Origin of the sequence: Marinoscillum luteum (assembly GCF_044005705.1) — a bacterium.
GTDB lineage: Bacteria > Bacteroidota > Bacteroidia > Cytophagales > Cyclobacteriaceae > Marinoscillum > Marinoscillum luteum.
Genome location: NZ_JBIPKE010000018.1, coordinates 74,092 through 91,573, shown reverse-complemented (window position 1 = coordinate 91,573; position 17,482 = coordinate 74,092). Strand labels below are relative to the sequence as shown.

The following is a 17,482-nucleotide window of genomic DNA, read 5'->3' as shown; positions in this document are numbered from 1 at the left end:
ATATGGCATCGTTATTTTTTAAGTCCCAAATCATGAAAATAAAACACATTCCCCTCCTCACACTCCTGAGCCTCCTCTTTGCCTGCGGTGGCGACAACAGTGGATCATCTGGCACCATCATCAATGACGCTCGTTTCGGCGAGTACATCAGTGGCTACACCAGCGGCACCATCTCGCAAAAGGACAACATCAACGTACAGTTTACGAATCTCGTGCCGATCCCTGATGACCCGCAGCTCAACACCCTTTTTTCTATTTCCCCGTCCATCAAAGGAACCCTGGTGAAAACCGGCCCGCACGCCATCACCATTTCCCCGGAGACGCCTTTAAAATCAGGGCAAAAATTCATATTCACCCTGAACCTCCAATCACTCATAGAAGTGCCAAAAGAACTCGGGCAGTTTAAGTTCGAAATTTCCATCATCGAGCAAAACTTTGAAGTGATCCTCGGTGAAATGCTGGCTCCCGACTCCTCCACCCCTGATCAGCTCCAGTTTGAAGGTACCGTGAACACCGCAGACTTTGCCGAAAACGAGGCGGTAGAAAAAATGATTCAGATGGAAGGCAGCCTCCCCATCGCCTGGCAGCATCGCAGCGGGACCTCACATCGATTTGCCGTGACGGGGATCACCCGCACCAAGGACCCAACAACCATCCAGATCAAAGCCAGTGGTGCCCCAATAGGGGTGAAACGATCCGAAGATCTGCGAATAGAAGTTCCATCTCAAGCAGTTTTTTCCATGATTTCCACCAAGGTGGACAACTCGGGAGACCCCTTTGTAGCCATCTATTTTTCTGATCCTCTTGATCCTGCCCAGAGTCTTGCCGGCCTCATCAATCTGGAGGGTGTTCGAAATCCGGGCATGGTCATCGAAGGTAATCAGGTGAAGGTGTACGTACCTCAAAACATGACCGGCAGCAAAAAGCTGGAGATCTTCGAAGGGATCAAAAACTCCAAAGGGCAGGCCCTGGGTAAAACCACCACCAGCTACATCCCATTTGAGCCGGAAAAACCCCAGCTCCGACTAGTAGGAAATGGCACCATTTTACCCTCTACTTCCGGGCTGGTGCTACCCTTCGAATCCGTCAATCTCAAAGCCGTTCAGGTGGAGGTAGTGAAAATATTTGAAGCCAATATGCCTGCCTTTTTTCAGGTGAACAATCTCTCCGGTGAGGATCAGATCAACCGGGTAGGTCGAAAAATCATGCGCCGCAAGATCGACCTCTCCGCCAAGGCCGAAGACCTCAGCAGTTGGAACCGGTTTACATTAGATCTTTCTACCCTTTTTGAAGCCGAAAGAGGGGCCCTGTATCAGGTCAGAATTGGTTTTCTTCCAGAATACACCAACTACCCCTGTGATCAGGTCTTTGAAGTACAAGACAATCCCTCAGACAAAGAATCATGGAGCATCCACCAGGATGACAACTTTTACGAATGGGGTAATCTCTGGGACTACCGCTACCCCGACGGGTATACCTGGAAGGAGCGTGATAACCCATGCCACGTTTCCTACTACAATTCCAATCGCTTTGTGTCCACCAGCCTGCTGGCCACCGATATTGGGCTGATTGCCAAAATAGGGGGCGACAATACCATGAAGGTGATCGCCACCAACATGACAAACGCACAACCCGTCCAGGCCACTATCAAAGTGCTGGACTATCAGCTTCAGGAAATGAGCTCCAGCATGACCGACGCCCAGGGCTTCGCCACTATCAAACCGGAAAGAAGGCCATTCCTCATTATTGCAGAAGCTCAGGGTCAAAAATCTTACCTGAGGCTGGAAGACAATGAATCCCTCTCGCTCAGCAATTTTGATGTGTCTGGCACCCGGGTGATTGGCAATATCAAAGGCATGGTCTATGGCGAAAGAGGCGTCTGGCGTCCCGGAGACGATATTTTCCTCAGTTTCATGCTGGAGGATCCCGAAAAACAAATCCCCGATAATCACCCGGTAGTCATGGAACTACGCGACCCCCGTGGCAACATTAAGGACAAGCAGGTAGTCACACAGGGCGTAAAAGGACTTTACACTTTTCAGACCAAAACAAGTCCGGATGATGTGACCGGAAACTGGTGGACAACCGTGTCGGTAGGAAACAATAGTTTCGCCAAAACAGTGAAGGTAGAAACTGTAAAACCCAACCGCCTGAAAATCAACCTGGATCTGGGGGGCGATCAGATTGCCTATGAAAACAGGGCCGTGAAAGGAAAACTCAATGTAAAATGGCTCACAGGACTCACAGGGGGCAACCTGAAAACCGAGACCGAACTGCGACTAGTGGAAACCAATACCACTTTTAATGGCTACGCCCAATACGAATTTGATGATGCGGGAAAAAGCTTCTATGACGACCCAAAGCAGATATTTAGTGGTGAAGTAGACCAAAATGGGGATGCCACCATCAACCTGCAACTCCCATCAAAACCTAACTCCCCGGGAGCGCTCAAAGCCATTTTCAACACCAAAGTATTTGAGCCGGGAGCCGGTTTCAGTGTCAACTCCAAAGCTGTGACCTACCTCCCCTATAGTTCGTTTGTGGGGGTGAACCTCTCCTCTGCAGATCAGGGTAGCCGTATCGAGCGCGATAAACCTCAGCAGGTAGACTTGATCACACTTGGTGCCAATGGGCAACCCGTAGACCGAACCGGCGTGGAGGTGAAAATCTACAAACTCAACTGGCGCTGGTGGTGGGATCAGTCGGATGACTACAGTACCAACTATGTTTCCTCCAGCTATGCCGAACTGATCGAATCCAAAAAAATCAACACCACCGCAGGTAAGGGTAAAATCAACTTTACCATCAAAAGCCCCAACTGGGGGCGGTTTATCGTCGTGGCCAGGGATCCGGTATCGGGACATTCATCCAGTCAGGTATTTTATACCAGTTGGTATGGCTCATCGGGTGGCAATGCCATCGGCGCTACCTCGCTGGAAGTGAGCACCGACAAAGCTGAGTACGCAGTAGGCGAAAAGATCAATGTGACCATGCGTGGAAGTTATGAAGGGCAGGCACTCATCAGCATAGAAAATGGCAGCTCAGTAGTCCAAAATTTCTGGATCAAAACCGAAAAGGAATGGACCTCCTTCACGGTGGACGTAACCCCCGAAATGGCACCCAATGTCTACCTGCACGCCTCCTTATTACAACCGCACGGTCAGACCAGCAATGACCTTCCCATCAGACTCTATGGGATTGCCTCCATTCAGGTCTATGACAAAGAAACCCGACTGGAACCCACCATCCGAATGGCTAATGAGCTGGCTCCCAACGAGCCAGTGGAGATCACTGTGACTGAGAAAAACGGAAAGCCTATGGCCTACACACTGGCGGTAGTAGATGACGGCCTGCTGGACCTCACCAATTTCAAAACGCCTGCTCCGTGGGATCACTTCTATAGCAAAGAAGCCATAGGGGTGAAGACCTGGGATCTTTACAATGACGTGATTGGAGCGTATGGTGGTCGTCTGGAGAGACTGCTCGCCATTGGTGGTGGTGAGGGAGGTCTGGACGACTCCAAAAAGAAGGAGGAAAACCGATTTAAACCAGTGGTTCAGTTTATGGGACCTTTTTACCTGGAGGGTGGGCAATCTAAAAAACATACTTTCACCATGCCCCAATACATTGGATCCGTGCGAACCATGGTGGTAGCAGGGCTGGGTGGTGCTTATGGAAGTGCCGAAAAAAGCACTCCGGTCATCAAACCCCTGATGGTACTGGGCACACTGCCACGCGTGGTAGGCCCCGGTGAACTGGTGAGTCTGCCTGTGAACGTATTCAAATACAAAGAGGACATCAAAAACGCCACCATCACGGTAGAAACTTCCGGAGTACTCAGCCTCAGGGGCTCCAATAAACAGACCATCGAGCTCAGAGAATCCAATGGTACCCTGTATTTTGATCTGGCTGTAGCCGAAAAGCTGGGGCCGGGTAAAGTGACCATCACCGCCTCCTCGGGCAGTGAGTCGGCCAGGCACGACATCAACATTGAGTCCAGGTCACCCAACTCCGCACAAACCATCGTGAAGGTACTTCCCGTGGAAGCAGGCCAGGCAGTCACTCCCGGTGGAAAGCTTTTCGGCATGGAGGGCACCAACAAAGTAACCCTGGAGGTGGCATCCATCCCACCGATCAACCTGGAGCACAGGCTCAGCTATCTGATCCGCTATCCACATGGATGCATCGAGCAGACGGTCTCCTCGGTATTCCCTCAGCTTTTCCTCAAAAACATCACCGAACTGACGGTGGAGGAGCACGTGAAAATCGAGAACAACATCAAGACGGCCATCAAACGACTTTCCAAATTTCAGGTGCCTACCGGAGGGCTTGGCTACTGGCCTGGCTATGACAATCCCAACAGCTGGGGAACGAGCTATGCTTATCATTTTCTGATAGAAGCCCAAAAACAGGGGTACTCCGTTCCAGGAGAACTGATTGAAAAGATTTTGAGCTACCAAAGGAATAAGGCCCGAAACTGGAGCAAGTCTGTAGACCATCGGGACTCTGACCTGATCCAGGCTTATCGACTTTTCACTTTGGCACTGGCCGGATATCCAGAAATAGGGGCAATGAACAGGCTCAGAAATACCTCCGACAAGTCTGTTCAGTCTGTACATAAACTTGCTGCTGCCTATGCCATCATCGGTCAGAAAGAAGCAGCACAGACACTCATGAAGGATTTCGGTCGCTCAAAAGTAAAAGACTATGGATATAGCTACTATTACTACAGTTACGGCTCCTTTGAGCGGGATCTGGCACTACTGCTGGAGACCTATGTGTACATGGACAGCAAAGCAGAAGCTTATAAAATCTTGCAGGAAATCTCCGAGAGGTTGTCCGCAGACGGCTGGATGAGCACTCAAACCACGGCCTATTCATTATTGGCAATCAGCAAATACATCACTGCCAACCAAACAGAAAAAGGCATGAAAGCGGGTATTTCCTATGGCGGAAAAAACACCACCTGGTCTTCGGATAAAGCCATTTACAAATCCGAGTTACCCATTGACGCCATACAGTCACTCAAGATTGACAACAAAGGCGAGTCCAATTTCTTTGTGACACTTTCTATCACTGGCACTCCAAAGCCCGGCGATGAGCCAGTCGCACAGTCTGACCTGGCCGTGAGTGTTCGTTACCTGGATCCATCCGGCAGATCGCTCTCTCCCGATAGCCTGAAATTGGGCCAGAGCTTTGATATACTGATCACTGTGAAAAACGAATATGCTGCCGGTAGCGTGAAAGACATAGCCCTTACGCACATATTGCCCTCTGGCTGGGAAATCCAGAATGACCGACTCACGGATCAGGAAACCAGTGAATACAGTGCTTTCGACTATCAGGACATTCGTGACGACCGAGTCTATACGTATTTTGACTTGAGTCAAAACAGTCAGAAAGTATTCAAAGTAAGTGTGACGGCTGCCTACCCGGGTAAATATTATATGCCGGGTATACAGGCGGAAGCCATGTACAAGGCCTCTATCTCGGCGAAAACTGCCGGGAAATGGGTTTACATAACCAAATAATTTATCTACTCAAATGCTTTCAGGCAGTGGTGATCGTCGTGCAAAAATCAAGTGGGCCGCCTGGCTATCACCACTGCTGGCTTTGGGTATTTATCTGGCGATCCCACCCAGCTTGGGCGACAGACCCACCTCTACTGTGTTGAATGACCGCAATGGTCATTTGCTCAGTGCCTCGATCGCTGCGGACGGACAATGGCGATTTCCCTTGTGCGATTCCGTGCCTGTCAAACTGGAGCGATCCATATTGCTTTTTGAAGACGAATACTTCTACTATCATCCGGGTGTCAACCCCCTCTCTGTTTTAAGGGCCATTCGGCAAAACATCCAACAACAGCGCATTGTCAGCGGTGCCAGTACCCTGACCATGCAGCTGGCGCGAATGCTCCAAAACGAGAAGCGCACCTTCTTCCAAAAACTTCGGGAAGTGGGCATTGCCCTAAGAATGGAGCTCTGGTATTCAAAAGAGGATCTACTGCGACATTACGCCTCCCTGGCTCCATTCGGGGGCAATGTGGTAGGCATCGATGCTGCCTCATGGCGATACTACGGGAGGCCTGCCCACCTCCTCAGCTGGTCAGAAAGTGCCACCCTGGCCGTACTGCCCAATCAACCCGGAGCGATCTACCCTGGTACTTCCATGGAGGCATTGAGGTACAAGCGCGATTTCCTTTTGAAAAAGCTCTATCTGAGCGCTGACATTGACAGCCTCACTTATGCACTAAGCCTGGAGGAACCACTTCCCGACAAGCCCTTTGATATTCCACAGCGCGCCCCCCACCTCCTTACAACCCTACGTGAAAATGCCGAGGGACGAACCCAGACTACAACTCTTCATCCTTTTTGGCAACAGAAAACCACGGAAGTGGCAGAGCGTAAGCATCGGTGGTTAAAATCCAGTGGCATCGACAACCTGGCCGTCATGGTGGTAGACCTTCGGAATGGCCAGGTGCTCTCCTATGTAGGTAACACCACCGATCCCACCGCGGATGGATATCAGGTGGATGTTATCCAAAAACCCAGAAGTTCGGGTAGCATCCTCAAGCCCTTGCTTTATGCCAGATCCCTGGAAAAAGGCATTATGCTGCCAAAAACCCTCCTTCCCGATGTGCCCAGCTTCTTTGGTGGGTATACTCCCAAAAACTTCAACCTGGGATATGCAGGGATGGTCAAAGCCAATGAGGCACTGTCCATGTCACTGAACATCCCTTTTACCCATCTCCTGCAGGAATATACCTATGAGGTTTTTCATCAGGACCTTCAAAAATTTGGGATCACCACCCTCACTCAGCCACCGGGGCATTACGGTCTCTCCATCATTCTGGGTGGGGCAGAGGTCAAACTTTGGGATCTCGCCCAGGCGTATTTTGGTCTGTACAGAAAGCTGGCCAACGAGGATAATCTCAGCATCAGCTACCTTCCTGATTCTCGGAAAATTCCGGATGTGGAGCTCAGCGAAATCAATGTCTGGCATACCTTTCAGGCCATGACCGAGCTCACAAGGCCTGGAGCCGATCACTCCTGGCAAAACTTCAGCTCCAGCCAGCTGATCGCATGGAAAACAGGCACCAGCTTCGGTTTTAGAGACGCCTGGGCCATTGGACTGAACGGCAACATTCTGGTGGGTGTATGGGTAGGAAATGCCGATGGCGAGGGCCGTGCTGGTCTCTCGGGCGCTTCATCTGCAGGCCCCATCCTCACAGAGCTTATCCGGCTTGGAGAATACGATAGCCAATGGCTCGAAAAGCTCAGGCCTTTTTCATTTCCCCATCAAACCTGCACCGCCTCCGGGATGCTGGCCGGGCCGGCATGCGAACACACCGAAACCATGGAGCTGGGGCCTCAAGCGGAACAATCCGGCTTATGTACCTATCATCAACGACTCTGGATGGACGAGAGTAACACCTACATAGTCAATCATTCCTGCTATGACATGCACAAGGCTTCCCTGCGGTCAGTGTTTGTACTCCCCCCGAAGCAAGGCTATTACTATCAAAAGAATCACTCCGACTACTCAGGCAGACCGCCCATATACCCGGGATGTGAGCAGCAAGTGGAAAATCTCCTGGCGATCAATTATCCATCGGCTAATGCCAAAATATTTATCCCCAAAGAGCTGCAAGGCCAGTCAAGTGAGGTGATTCTGGAAGGCTCCCATCAAAACCCGAATGCAGAGCTCTTCTGGCACCTCAACGACCGCTATATTGGGAGCACCCATGGGGAGCATAAGCAATCACTCCTGCTGCCAAGAGGAGCGTATATGATCACCATCTTGGACGAACAGGGCAACTCCGCCTCTCGAAGTTTTGAAGTGGTATCTGATCCCTCATCTTAGTACCTTCGCCAGAAAAATAAGCACTTTTGAATATCCTCTACTTCATAGACCTCCTCGGCACCATGGTATTTGCCATCAGTGGAGCACTCACCGCGTTTGACAAAAAGCTGGATATTTTCGGCATCTCAGCAGTGGCTTTTATCACGGCGCTGGGCGGTGGTACACTCCGCGATGTGCTGCTGGGAAGCACTCCTGTCTCATGGATGCAAAACCTCAATTACCTGTTCATGATCCTCATAGGCATTTCCATTGCCATTTTGTTTCGGCAGGCAGTCCAGAAGCTCAGAAAAACCTTTTTCCTGTTTGATACGATAGGCATCGCCGTATTCACCATTCTGGGTCTGCAAAAAGCCCTGGACTTTGGTGTCTCTCCTATCATTGGCATCATGATGGGCATGATCTCTGCGGTTTTTGGTGGGGTAATCCGGGATATTGTCTGCAATGAGATCCCGCTCATCTTCCGCAAAGAGATCTATGCACTCACGTGTATCGCCGGAGGCATCGTGTTCATCCTTCTGGATTTTTGGGCGGTAGAGCAATTTCTCAACATTCTGATCACTGCCGGGTTTATCGTTTCCTTCAGAGTGCTGGCTGTCAGGTATCATTGGGAATTGCCCCTTTTATCATAACCGATTCTTATTACTTTTACCCACCCAAAAAGTCAGCCCCACTTTTGATACAAACCGAATAACTATGGGCTTAAAAAACCATGCCATACTACTGATCCACTGTACGGACCGCAAAGGCCTGATCAGTACCATTACCAATTTCCTGTTTGAGCACAATGGCAACATCATCGACCTGGATGAGCATGTGGAAAAAACAGAAGGAGTATTCTTCATGCGGGCAGAATGGGAACTCGACGGATTTACCATCCCCAAAGAGGATATTCATGGCACCTTTCAGGATAAAATAGCCAGCCAATACGACATGAACTGGCAGCTACATTTTACAGACAAAAAGCCCAGAATGGCGGTGTTTGTCTCCAAATCTTCCCACTGCCTCTACGATATCCTGTCGCGACACTACTCAGGTGAGTGGGAGATTGAGATTCCGGCCATCATTTCCAACCATACCGTACATCAGACCATCGCTGAGCGATATGACATCCCGTTTTATCACTTTGAAATCAACAAAGACAACAAGCAGGAAATGGAGCAGGCCCAGCGGTCACTGCTCTCGGAGCTCAACATTGACTTTTTGATCTTGGCGCGGTACATGCAGATACTCAGCGATGAGTTCATCAATGCCTATCCCAATAAAATCATCAACATTCACCATTCTTTTCTCCCGGCATTTGCTGGCGCCAAGCCATACCACCGGGCGCATGAGCGGGGAGTGAAACTGATAGGTGCCACCAGTCACTATGTTACTGCTGACCTGGATGCCGGCCCCATATTGGAGCAAGATGTAGTGAAAATCTCCCACAAAAACTCCGTGGAGGACCTCATCAGAAAAGGAAAAGACCTGGAAAAGATCGTACTCTCAAGGGCCATCTGGACACACCTGCAACGCAAGGCCCTGGTGCACAATAATCGAACAGTGATTTTTGATTAACGAATAAATAATTAAACCGACTGACAGTACTCCATCACGCCTTCTTTGATCAGCTTGAAGGTCTTCTCGATGATGCTTTCATCCTCCTCAAGCAGCGTAAGCCGGAAGCCCAGCAGGTCTGATGAAAACGAGGAGATCGGGACGATACACACATTTTTGGCAGCCAGCAGATAATACACAAACCGCTTGTCCAGCGTCATGTGATTGGCCTTCATCCAGGATTCCAGCAACGCTTCCACCTTTGGATCAGTGATCTTCAGGGTCTGTTTGTCATTCAGCACACCCGGCTCAAAAATCATGGTGTTGTAAAAAGCCCCGTTGGTCTGATTGAATTTCACATAGGGCACATCACTAAATACCTCATTCAAATAGGCACTTCGCCTGCCGATCTTATCCCTCGTTTCTTTGATGAACTCCGGATAACGAGGATCCTTCATGATCCTGGGAATGGAAAGCTGTGGCAGCTTGGTCGAGCTCACCTCGATCATCTTGGCATTGTCTATGGTCTCACATAGTCTGGTAAACTCCGGATCGTTGGTACGGTTGTAATATTCGGCCCAGCCACATCTGGCGCCTGGCCAGGGGAACTCCTTAGAAATTCCTTTCAACGAAATGGCAGGTACATCCCCTATCACCTCGGCAAGCGTGCAGGTTTTTGCGCCATTGTAGACAATATTCATATAGATCTCATCGCAGATCAGGAAGAGATCAAACTCCCTGGCGATGGCCACCATCTTTTCCAATATTTCCTTGGGGTAAACCATGCCGGTTGGATTATCCGGGTTGATGATGAGTATCCCCACGATGCTCGGGTTGTACTTCACCTTATTGTACAGGTCATCCATGTCAGGGTACCAGCTATTATCCGGATCCAGCTTGTAGGTGATCGGATGATGGTTGGCATGCCCCGCCTCCGCAGAACTGTGGGTAGAATACGCCGGTGAGGGACCAATCACCCGTGAGGTGGGCAAGAGGTACTGATAGATTTTCTGAATGGCATCCCCCAGTCCGTTGAAAAAGGTAATGTCCTGTGGCAGGATCTGAGCACCTCCACGCTTATTATTTAAATCTGCCAGAAACTCGCGCGTAGACAGCACGCCTTTGGAGTGGCTATACCCATAGGTATTGTCTTCATAGAGCAATCCTGCTATGATCTCCTTCATCCATGCCGGCAGCTTGTGATTTTTCTGAATAGGATCTCCAATGTTCTCCCATAGTATAGAATACCCAAGCTGCTCAAGCTGCTCTGCCTTCTTCACAATCCCACGAATTTCGTAAGAAAGCTCGTTGGCCCCTTCCCTAAGTAGTTTCTGTCGCATACGCTGAAAATGAAGCTACGAAGGTAGGAGAAAGTGTAGGTCTTTTGAAAATCGACAAAAGAATATTGTTTCGTTTTGTTAAGGAACGGAATTAATCTCCTAGCCTAAAGGCCAGCATGGCAGTAAGCTCGTTGACGTTCTGCACCTTGTTTTCCGGTGAATTATAGTATCGGTAATATCCATTTTTCAACCGATGGTTAGTCAGCCAATAATACCGGGCTTTGAGTGCCACGCGCGAACCGATGTGCAAGGAAGCGCCCAGGGTCAACCCAAAACCTGTGGTTCCTTTTATTTTGTACACATCCCGCCCCATCACCATGGCAGAAGGTTTAAAAAAGCTGATTACTCCCCCCGCTGACACCTGCCAAGTATTTCGAGGAGAAAAATTAACCCCGGCGGCCATGGGCAGTCCAAAGTAGTGTGAATACTTTAAGTTCTCCGGTGGGCTCCTCATCGAGGATTCTATTTGGGCTTCGGAAGATTCGTCGAAGGGATTCCAAATAAAGGAGGCATTGAAAAAAATCGCCAGTCCCACACTATCTGTCGGGCCTATAAATTCATACCCAAGGGCCATTCCCGTGGCGGCCATCCCGCTGGTCGGGTGCTCTACGTCTGCCTCTCCAAAGTCTGCCAACGGCACCGATGGCCCCAAACCCAGCCAATGAGTTTGCCCATAAAGTGCACTTAAGAATACCAGTGCGAAAAAGCCGGTAAGCAATATTTTTTTACTCATAAAGGATCACTCTGAGAGAATATCACACAAGTAGTCAAAATAACGGTTAATTTTCTAAGAGAAAAAGGCAAAGCACGTACATGGAAAAGAAAAAAGTGATATTTTAAGGTCAAAATAACTCACCCATGGATTTCAATTTTTCAGATTGGTGGAACTCCCTCACCACCCTCCAACAAATTTACTGGGGCTTTGCCATCCCTTTCTCCCTGATTTTCCTGCTCCAGATGATCATGACTTTTGTGGGTGGCGATATGGATACAGACGGGTCGGCAGACTTTGACGTAGAAACCGATGATGGTGCTGGCTTCCAGTTTTTTACCATCAAAAATTTTGTAGGGTTTTTTACGCTTTTCTCATGGACAGGCATCGCTTGTCTGGATTCAGGGCTGTCAGGAGGACTCTCAGTGGTCATTTCCATTGGGGCCGGTATCCTGATGATGGTGATTATGGCAGCAATTTTTTATTATTTCAGCAAGCTGACAGACTCTGGCAATATGTCCGCTAAGAATGCGATCGGGGGAATCGGAGAAGTTTATCTGCCCATCCTATCAGGCCGAAGCAATATCGGGAAGGTGAGCATCAAAGTGCAGGGATCTCTGCGGGAGCTTGACGCCATCACCGATGATGATCAGGATTTGCCAACAGGCGCCGTGGTGACCGTCACAGACATCACCAGCAATGACACATTAATCGTTACTAAATCTAAATAATTCAATGTCGAGTACCTTCTTATTTATCATCGCCGCAGTAGTCGTATTCGTATTTGTACTACTCATTGGTCTCTTTCAACGCTATAAGCGCTGTCCCTCAGACAGAATATTGGTAGTCTATGGAAAAGTCGGCAAAGGCGCCGATGACCAGGGCCGGTCGGCCAAGTGTATCCATGGGGGTGCCGCCTTTATCTGGCCCATCATTCAGGATTATGAATTTCTGGACCTGACACCCATTTCTATTGAAGTGATGCTGACGAATGCCCTCTCTCGCCAAAACATCCGCGTGGATGTGCCATCACGGTTTACCGTGGGTATCTCTACTGAGGAAGGTGTCATGAACAATGCCGCAGAGCGCCTGCTGGGTCAGTCACAGCAGAGTATTCATGACCTGGCCAAAGACATTATTTTCGGACAACTGCGCCTGGTGGTTGCGACCATGGACATTGAAGAGATCAATAGCAACAGAGATAAGTTCCTTGCCAATGTGGCCTCCAATGTGGAAGCTGAGCTTAAAAAGATTGGTCTGAAGCTGATCAACGTGAACGTGACAGACATCAAAGATGAGTCTGGATACATAGAAGCACTGGGAAAAGAGGCTGCAGCCAAAGCCATCAACGATGCCCGAAAAAGTGTAGCTGAGAAGGTAAGAGACGGATCTATTGGTGAGGCCAATGCTCATCAGGAGCAGCGGGTAAAAGTAGCTTCAGCCGATGCCATGGCCGTGGAAGGGGAAAATACCGCCAAGATCACAATCGCACAATCGGACGCTGCCAGACGAGAAAAAGAGGCCGAAGCACAGAAAATTGCCATCGCGGCGGAGAAAGTACAATCTGCCAAAGCACTGGAAGAAGCCTATGCCGCAGAGCAGGAGGCTGAAAATGCCAGAGCGAGAAGAGATAAAGCCACCCAAACAGCTGATGTGGTGATACCCGCACAGATTGACAAAGAAAAAGTGGAAATAGCTGCTGAAGCGGAGGCTGAAATGATCAGAAGAAAAGCCAGAGGGGAAGCAGACGCCATCCTGTTTATGAAAGAGGCTGAAGCCAAAGGTATTTATGAAGTATTGACCAAGCAGGCCGAAGGGTTCAAACAAATAGTAAGTGCCGCTGGCAATAACTCACGTGATGCGGTGCTGCTGATTATTGCCGATAAACTGAATGAATTGGTAAAACTGCAAACTGAAGCCATCAAAAATATCAAAATTGATAAGATCACCGTCTGGGACAGTGGCAATGGGGAGAACGAAAAATCCTCTACGGCCAACTTTATTTCCGGTTTGTATAAGTCTGTACCACCACTTCAGGAGATGTTTGGCATGGCCGGTATGGAGCTCCCGGATTATCTGAAAGGGAAGTCTACCGAAGAGATTCAAAAGCTGGCCAGCGAGGTGAAAAAGAAAAACGAACCCAAAAAGCCAAAGGAGGCCAATGATCCTCCAAAAAACGATACAGCAAAATAAATTAAGGGGCGCTTGCCCCTTTTTTATTGGTTGCATTGTTGGCCATTCCGGCTAACTAATCAATATTTGAGTTGATTTATACAAAATCCCATGAGACTACTTTTTACTTTCATTGTGCTTTCTTCCATCCACCTCGCCCACGGGCAAAACTACCTGCTCCCCCTTTGGAAAGATCAGGTGCCCAACCAGCAGAAAACCAAAGAAGTGGAATCCCGCGACACCACTGACGCAGTGCGAATAGCCTATGTGCAAAATCCCACCATCGAGGTATACCTCCCTGGTAAAAGTCAAGCCACAGGCCAGGCCGTAGTGATCTGCCCGGGAGGGGGGTATTCCATATTGGCTTATGATAAGGAAGGAACGGATATAGCCAAGCTCCTGAATGGTCAGGGCATTGCAGGGATTGTACTGAAATACCGCCTGCCCAAATCTCAAAGTAACATTGTACCTCATCAGTCTGCACTCATGGATGCACAGCAAGCCATGAAGTTGGTAAGAGCCAATGCCGACAAATGGAACATCGATCCCGACAAAGTTGGGGTGATCGGATTCTCGGCAGGGGGCCACCTGGCCTCCACCCTCGGCACCCACTTTGATGACGAATCTCGCCCCGATTTTATGGCACTGATCTATCCTGTTATTTCCATGGATACTGAGATCACTCATATGGGATCCAGAAAAAATCTGATCGGTGAAACCCCAACAGAAGAGCTGGTGAGATTATACTCCAACGAACTGCAGGTACAAGTCAATACCCCACCAACTTTCATTCTTCATATGATGGATGATCAGGTAGTACCTGTGGAAAACAGCTTGCGATTTTACGAAGCCCTGAGAAAAGCAGACGTACCCACAGAGATGCACTTGTACCCTGCCGGCGGACATGGGTTTGGCCTGGCTATTGGTCGGGGACACCTGGCGAGCTGGACAGACCGGCTGATCGAGTGGTTACAGCATTTGGATTGACCCAAATCAAGGGGTAGAAGCACTAAAAAAGCCCGGTGAAGAATCTTCACCGGGCTTTTTCTCATTTTGATTAAGTCTTAAAAAGTAAACCCTATGCGACCGAAGAAGTAAGCACCGCCTACACCCATTTGCACAGAATCCCAGTACCCTCCCGAATCGGTCCAGTCATCCTGCTGTGATGGATAGACATTGAAAATGTTATTTCCTCCGAGAGATAAGGTCAGCCCATCTGTCACCTGGAAACTAACACTCAGGTCAGTAACCACTCCTGCCTCATACACATCTTTGGAGGCATTGAGCTTGTTTTGATACCCACCATAGTCGGCATCATCCTCATAAATCTGCCAGTCGAGCACTGTGATTTCGCTGAAGCGGGTGAACGCCAGAGATACGTCAAACCGGTCGGTGAAGTAGCCGATGTTCAGACCAAACTTGGACGGTGGGGCAGAAGCCTTCAAGAAGTACTGTTCCCTTGGCCCAAAAAACACATCCGCATCCAGGTTGCCATTATTGATTTTTTCAATAGAGATATCATTGATGTTTCCGGTCAGTGCCACATTGAGTCGGTTGGCACCCAATTGCGCCCGATAGTTCAATACCATATCCACACCAGTGGTTTTAGTATCCAGCCCATTGGCGAAGAACTGAGCATCCACCACGTTGATGTTCAAAGAAGAGGCATCAAAGTAGTCGGTCAGTACTATCCTGTCCTTCACGGTGATGTAATACCCATCCACAGTAGCGGTGAAATTACCAGCTCCCAGTGTCACTCCTAGGCTCGCATTCTTGGCTGTTTCCTGCTTCAGTTGCTCTATGCCAAACCCACGAGTCACGGGGCTGTTATTGGGCGCCAAAAGAACCTCCAGAGCCTCACCACCAATAAAGTTGGTAAATCGAAGGTTATAATAAATCTGCGCCAATGATGGTGCTCTGAATCCTGATGAAAGGGAACCTCTCAGCGCCAGATTATCGGTCAGTTCAAGTCTGGAAGCCAGCTTGTAGTTAAACGTCTCACCAAAATCTGAGTAGTTCTCATAGCGAACTGCTGCTCCCAAGAGAAACTGCTCTGTTATATTAAATTCGGTATCCACATACAAGGCCAGATTGGATCTGCTTCTCAGCACTTCGTTTGCCGGGCTATACCCGGGAAAACCCTGTGATCCACCCGGACGTGGCTCGTCGTTATACTCAGGAGCTTGCTGATCAGGGCCGGTAATGGCCAGTCCCAACGTATCGTAAGTAGCATAAGAGCCCTCTTCACCACTGAAAATACCAAAAGTCTCCGTTCTGTATTCCATCCCGAAGGCCAGGTTGGTACCTGACAAAAACCCATCGTAGTATTTGGTCAGGGTGGCAGAGGTCACATTCATTGCCAGGCTGTGTCCACCGGCATCAAAGTCTGTGGGAGAAGCCTCTTCCAGCGAAGCGTTCACAGTGTTTTTGATGTAATAATGAAAATCGTTTTTACCGAAACTGTTGTTCACATCCATTTTCCAGCCATTCGGCAAAATCTGCTTGAAGCCAGTGGATACCGATGCATCAGAAATGATGGAGGTGATCCTGGGGGTGAACCCATTAGGATAGATAGAAGACACATTACGACCAGATTCGGCATCTCGTGAAAAGGCGTAGGCATCTGTGTTTCTAAAATTTCGACCACCAAACGCGTAAAATTCTGTCTTATCGCCTACTGGCACCGAAGCATTCACCATGAAGTTGAACCCCTGAATGCCTGCTTCACCATAGCCCTGACGAAAAGAAGCCCCGGGTCGGAGTACTTTTTCTTTATTGACAAATTCGGTAGTGAAGTTCACAAACCCACCATCATCACCAATGTCCAGACCGTAATTAAGAGAAGCCCGTACCGTATTGCCATCGAAGCTTCTATCGTCATCATAGAGTCTGTTTTTGCCGTCCGCATTGGCCGTCCCCGGATCAAAGGTTCCCTTTGCCGCTGTGCTATAAGCACCATAAGTCACGTTGCCGCTAATATCTCCTGTGTTATCTTTCAGCACAATGTTGATCACACCTGCGATGGCATCAGACCCGTACTGGGCGGAGGCTCCATCTCTCAGGATTTCTATTCTTTTGATAGAGGCTACAGGGATGGCGTTCAGGTCAGTCCCGGTGTTACCACGCCCTCTGGTTCCAAACACATTGATCAATGAAGACTGATGTCTTCTTTTTCCATTGATAAGCACCAGCGTCTGGTCAGGACCGAGGCCTCTGAGTGTGGCCGGATCTATGTGGTCAGCACCATCAGACCCCGACTGCTTGGAGGAGTTGAAGGAAGGTGCCGCATATTGCAAAATCTGGTTGATCTCGATCTGTCCATTTCGCGAAGGGATTTCTGCCAGATCAATGACATCTACTGGCACCGGGGTGCTGAGCTCCGTCCGGTTTTCATTTCTGGAACCTACCACCGTCACGGCACCCAGCTCCAGGCCTTCGCGCATGGTCACGGAGAGGTTAGTTTGTCCGGCTACTGCCACTTCCTGGGACTTAAATCCCACAAAGGAAAAAGTAAGCACGGCATTTGAGCTGCTCACCTGAAGGGAGAATTTGCCTTCATAGTCGGTAATGACACCATTTGAGGTGCCCTTCTCCAGAACGGTCGCTCCCACTACCTCCTGCCCAGAGTCATCGGTTACTTTGCCCGATATGTTGACCTGAGCCCACGAGGTGTAGGAAATTACTGCAAGGGTTAATAGTAGAATTTTTCTCATAATCTTCATACTTAATGTTTAGAGTATGAGTAAAATAACAAATATCGAAGACTTTTCCTTTTAGGCATCTCAGTCATTTAAAGGGAACATGACCTATTTGGCAAAGGTTATGAAAGTGTTTGAAGTGGTAGTTTGATCCGAAAAGT

Annotated in this window: 10 protein-coding genes; 7 read left to right on the top strand and 3 right to left on the bottom strand. The window is 49.1% G+C overall.

What is annotated here, in order from left to right:
- The first annotated feature begins 32 nt into the window (after positions 1 to 32).
- The 4 genes from ACHKAR_RS14055 to purU all read left to right on the top strand — a co-directional run bounded on the left by ACHKAR_RS14055 (position 33) and on the right by purU (position 9,420).
- Positions 33 to 5,531: an alpha-2-macroglobulin family protein gene (locus tag ACHKAR_RS14055; protein ID WP_395417957.1), complete on the top strand. Its 5,499-nt coding sequence runs from the start codon at positions 33 to 35 to the stop codon at positions 5,529 to 5,531.
- 13 nt (positions 5,532 to 5,544) lie between these two features.
- Positions 5,545 to 7,863, top strand: a complete 2,319-nt coding sequence (gene pbpC, locus ACHKAR_RS14050) for a penicillin-binding protein 1C (protein WP_395417956.1) — start codon at positions 5,545 to 5,547, stop codon at positions 7,861 to 7,863.
- 26 nt (positions 7,864 to 7,889) lie between these two features.
- The gene (locus tag ACHKAR_RS14045) at positions 7,890 to 8,492 is read left to right on the top strand and encodes a trimeric intracellular cation channel family protein (RefSeq protein ID WP_395417954.1); all 603 of its coding nucleotides are present in this window, start codon (positions 7,890 to 7,892) and stop codon (positions 8,490 to 8,492) included.
- A 64-nt stretch (positions 8,493 to 8,556) separates the two neighbouring features.
- A complete protein-coding gene (purU, locus tag ACHKAR_RS14040) occupies positions 8,557 to 9,420 on the top strand; it encodes a formyltetrahydrofolate deformylase (RefSeq protein ID WP_395417953.1) in 864 nt (287 codons plus the stop codon).
- Between the two features lie 11 nt (positions 9,421 to 9,431).
- Here the strand turns inward: purU and ACHKAR_RS14035 are convergent, their stop codons facing one another.
- Together ACHKAR_RS14035 and ACHKAR_RS14030 are read right to left on the bottom strand one after the other, a co-directional pair.
- On the bottom strand, positions 9,432 to 10,739 hold the full coding sequence (locus ACHKAR_RS14035) for a pyridoxal phosphate-dependent aminotransferase (protein ID WP_159582313.1): 1,308 nt from the start codon (positions 10,737 to 10,739) through the stop codon (positions 9,432 to 9,434).
- 91 nt (positions 10,740 to 10,830) lie between these two features.
- Positions 10,831 to 11,472 carry an outer membrane beta-barrel protein gene (locus ACHKAR_RS14030; protein WP_395417952.1) on the bottom strand — a complete coding sequence of 214 codons (642 nt, stop codon included), beginning with the start codon at positions 11,470 to 11,472 and terminating at the stop codon, positions 10,831 to 10,833.
- A gap of 125 nt (positions 11,473 to 11,597) precedes the next feature.
- On the opposite strand from ACHKAR_RS14030, the gene ACHKAR_RS14025 reads away from it, so the two are divergent.
- The 3 genes from ACHKAR_RS14025 to ACHKAR_RS14015 all read left to right on the top strand — a co-directional run bounded on the left by ACHKAR_RS14025 (position 11,598) and on the right by ACHKAR_RS14015 (position 14,610).
- Positions 11,598 to 12,182: an NfeD family protein gene (locus ACHKAR_RS14025; protein ID WP_159582311.1), complete on the top strand. Its 585-nt coding sequence runs from the start codon at positions 11,598 to 11,600 to the stop codon at positions 12,180 to 12,182.
- Positions 12,183 to 12,186: 4 nt separating this feature from the next.
- Positions 12,187 to 13,644, top strand: a complete 1,458-nt coding sequence (locus ACHKAR_RS14020) for a flotillin family protein (RefSeq protein WP_395417950.1) — start codon at positions 12,187 to 12,189, stop codon at positions 13,642 to 13,644.
- 90 nt (positions 13,645 to 13,734) lie between these two features.
- Positions 13,735 to 14,610, top strand: coding sequence for an alpha/beta hydrolase (locus ACHKAR_RS14015; protein ID WP_159582309.1), 876 nt, complete (start codon positions 13,735 to 13,737; stop codon positions 14,608 to 14,610).
- Positions 14,611 to 14,687: 77 nt separating this feature from the next.
- Here the strand turns inward: ACHKAR_RS14015 and ACHKAR_RS14010 are convergent, their stop codons facing one another.
- A complete protein-coding gene (locus tag ACHKAR_RS14010) occupies positions 14,688 to 17,336 on the bottom strand; it encodes a TonB-dependent receptor (protein ID WP_159582308.1) in 2,649 nt (882 codons plus the stop codon).
- Between the last annotated feature and the right edge of the window lie 146 nt (positions 17,337 to 17,482).

Bases quoted from the DNA above. Each gene is read 5' to 3' on its own strand.
- ACHKAR_RS14055 (WP_395417957.1), top strand. From the start codon at position 33: ATGAAAATAAAACACATTCCCCTCCTCACACTCCTGAGCCTCCTCTTT.
- pbpC (WP_395417956.1), top strand. From the start codon at position 5,545: ATGCTTTCAGGCAGTGGTGATCGTCGTGCAAAAATCAAGTGGGCCGCC.
- purU (WP_395417953.1), top strand. From the start codon at position 8,557: ATGGGCTTAAAAAACCATGCCATACTACTGATCCACTGTACGGACCGC.
- ACHKAR_RS14035 (WP_159582313.1), bottom strand. From the start codon at position 10,739: ATGCGACAGAAACTACTTAGGGAAGGGGCCAACGAGCTTTCTTACGAA.
- ACHKAR_RS14030 (WP_395417952.1), bottom strand. From the start codon at position 11,472: ATGAGTAAAAAAATATTGCTTACCGGCTTTTTCGCACTGGTATTCTTA.
- ACHKAR_RS14025 (WP_159582311.1), top strand. From the start codon at position 11,598: ATGGATTTCAATTTTTCAGATTGGTGGAACTCCCTCACCACCCTCCAA.
- ACHKAR_RS14020 (WP_395417950.1), top strand. From the start codon at position 12,187: ATGTCGAGTACCTTCTTATTTATCATCGCCGCAGTAGTCGTATTCGTA.
- ACHKAR_RS14015 (WP_159582309.1), top strand. From the start codon at position 13,735: ATGAGACTACTTTTTACTTTCATTGTGCTTTCTTCCATCCACCTCGCC.
- ACHKAR_RS14010 (WP_159582308.1), bottom strand. From the start codon at position 17,336: ATGAGAAAAATTCTACTATTAACCCTTGCAGTAATTTCCTACACCTCG.